Source organism: Anoxybacillus dikiliensis, from assembly GCF_050613275.1.
Taxonomy (GTDB): domain Bacteria; phylum Bacillota; class Bacilli; order Bacillales; family Anoxybacillaceae; genus Anoxybacillus.
In genome coordinates this window covers 87,501-90,000 of record NZ_CP187112.1, presented here as the reverse complement: position 1 = coordinate 90,000, position 2,500 = coordinate 87,501, and the positions used below count along the sequence as shown (strand labels likewise).

At 54.6% G+C, this 2,500-nt stretch carries 1 tRNA gene and 2 rRNA genes (2 of these 3 only partly in view); all 3 read right to left on the bottom strand.

The window, feature by feature from the left end:
• A tRNA-Lys gene (locus ACPF7I_RS00455) sits at nucleotides 1-50 on the bottom strand (it extends 26 nt beyond the left edge of the window).
• A gap of 7 nt (nucleotides 51-57) precedes the next feature.
• Nucleotides 58-174: ribosomal RNA gene (gene rrf, locus ACPF7I_RS00450) — 5S ribosomal RNA — on the bottom strand.
• A 208-nt stretch (nucleotides 175-382) separates the two neighbouring features.
• Nucleotides 383-2,500: ribosomal RNA gene (locus tag ACPF7I_RS00445) — 23S ribosomal RNA — on the bottom strand (it continues 808 nt past the right edge of the window).

Genomic DNA, 2,500 nt, shown 5'->3' with positions numbered 1-2,500 from the left:
CCGACCCTCTGATTAAAAGTCAGATGCTCTACCTGCTGAGCTAATGGCTCATCTTTTGCCCGGCAACGTCCTACTCTCGCAGGCGGTGTCCCGCCAACTACCATCGGCGCTGGAGAGCTTAACTTCCGTGTTCGGGATGGGAACGGGTGTGACCTCTCCGCTATCGTCACCGAGCAATATGATGAAGAATTATTCCTTCAAAACTAGATAACAGGACTAAACAGTCGCCTACGCTTTTCTTACTGTCTAGCTTCGAACTAACATCCTCCTGCGCCTTCGCTTTTTCCGTTCGACGTGCACACACGTCTTCGTCAAAAGCTTTTGGCTCCGTCGGATGTTTTCTTGACTACGTCAAGAACCGTTCTCCGCTTTTCTTGTGTGCTTAGTTAAGTCCTCGATCGATTAGTATCCGTCAGCTGCACGTGTCGCCACGCTTCCACCTCGGACCTATCAACCTTGTCATCTTCAAGGGATCTTACTCGCTTGACGCGATGGGAAATCTCATCTTGAGGGGGGCTTCACGCTTAGATGCTTTCAGCGCTTATCCCTTCCGCACATAGCTACCCAGCTGTGCCCCTGGCGGGACAACTGGTACACCAGCGGTGCGTCCATCCCGGTCCTCTCGTACTAAGGACAGCTCCTCTCAAATTTCCTACGCCCGCGACGGATAGGGACCGAACTGTCTCACGACGTTCTGAACCCAGCTCGCGTACCGCTTTAATGGGCGAACAGCCCAACCCTTGGGACCGACTACAGCCCCAGGATGCGATGAGCCGACATCGAGGTGCCAAACCTCCCCGTCGATGTGGACTCTTGGGGGAGATAAGCCTGTTATCCCCGGGGTAGCTTTTATCCGTTGAGCGATGGCCCTTCCATTCGGAACCACCGGATCACTAAGCCCGACTTTCGTCCCTGCTCGACTTGTAGGTCTCGCAGTCAAGCTCCCTTCTGCCTTTACACTCTTCGAATGATTTCCAACCATTCTGAGGGAACCTTTGGGCGCCTCCGTTACGCTTTGGGAGGCGACCGCCCCAGTCAAACTGCCCACCTGACACTGTCTCCCACCCCGATCAGGGGTGCGGGTTAGAATCTCAGTACGACAAGGGTGGTATCCCAACGGCGACTCCACCTAGACTGGCGTCCAGGCTTCTCAGTCTCCCACCTATGCTGTACATGTCGCACCAACATTCAATATCAGGCTGCAGTAAAGCTCCACGGGGTCTTTCCGTCCTGTCGCGGGTAACCTGCATCTTCACAGGTACTATGATTTCACCGGGTCTCTCGTTGAGACAGTGCCCAAGTCGTTACACCTTTCGTGCGGGTCGGAACTTACCCGACAAGGAATTTCGCTACCTTAGGACCGTTATAGTTACGGCCGCCGTTTACTGGGGCTTCGGTTCGCACCTTCGCTTGCGCTAAGCGCTCCCCTTAACCTTCCAGCACCGGGCAGGTGTCAGCCCCTATACTTCGCCTTACGGCTTCGCAGAGACCTGTGTTTTTGATAAACAGTCGCTTGGGCCTTTTCACTGCGGCTCCCCTGGGCTATTCACCCGAGGGAGCACCCCTTCTCCCGAAGTTACGGGGTCATTTTGCCGAGTTCCTTAACGAGAGTTCTCCCGCGCACCTTAGGATTCTCTCCTCGCCTACCTGTGTCGGTTTGCGGTACGGGCACCTCTCACCTCGCTAGAGGCTTTTCTTGGCAGTGTGGAATCAGGCACTTCGGTACTTCATTTCCCTCGCCATCACAGCTCAGCCTACTCAAGCGGATTTGCCTACTTGAGGCGCCTAACTGCTTGGACGCGCACAACCAGTCGCGCGCTGACCCTATCCTCCTGCGTCCCCCCATTGCTCAAACGGTGAGGAGGTGGTACAGGAATATCAACCTGTTGTCCATCGCCTACGCCTTTCGGCCTCGGCTTAGGTCCCGACTAACCCTGAGCGGACGAGCCTTCCTCAGGAAACCTTAGGCTTTCGGTGCAGAGGATTCTCACCTCTGTTTTCGCTACTCACACCGGCATTCTCACTTCTAAGCGCTCCACTAGTCCTTCCGGTCTAGCTTCGACGCCCTTAGAACGCTCCCCTACCGACGACGCAAGTCGTCCCACAGCTTCGGTGATACGTTTAGCCCCGGTACATTTTCGGCGCAGAGTCACTCGACCAGTGAGCTATTACGCACTCTTTAAATGGTGGCTGCTTCTAAGCCAACATCCTGGTTGTCTAAGCAACTCCACATCCTTTTCCACTTAACGTATACTTTGGGACCTTAGCTGGTGATCTGGGCTGTTTCCCTCTTGACCACGGATCTTATCACTCGTAGTCTGACTCCCGAGTATAAGTCATTGGCATTCGGAGTTTGACTGAGTTCGGTAACCCGATGAGGGCCCCTAGCCCAATCAGTGCTCTACCTCCAAGACTCTTCACTCGAGGCTAGCCCTAAAGCTATTTCGGGGAGAACCAGCTATCTCCAAGTTCGATTGGCATTTCACCCCTACCCACACCT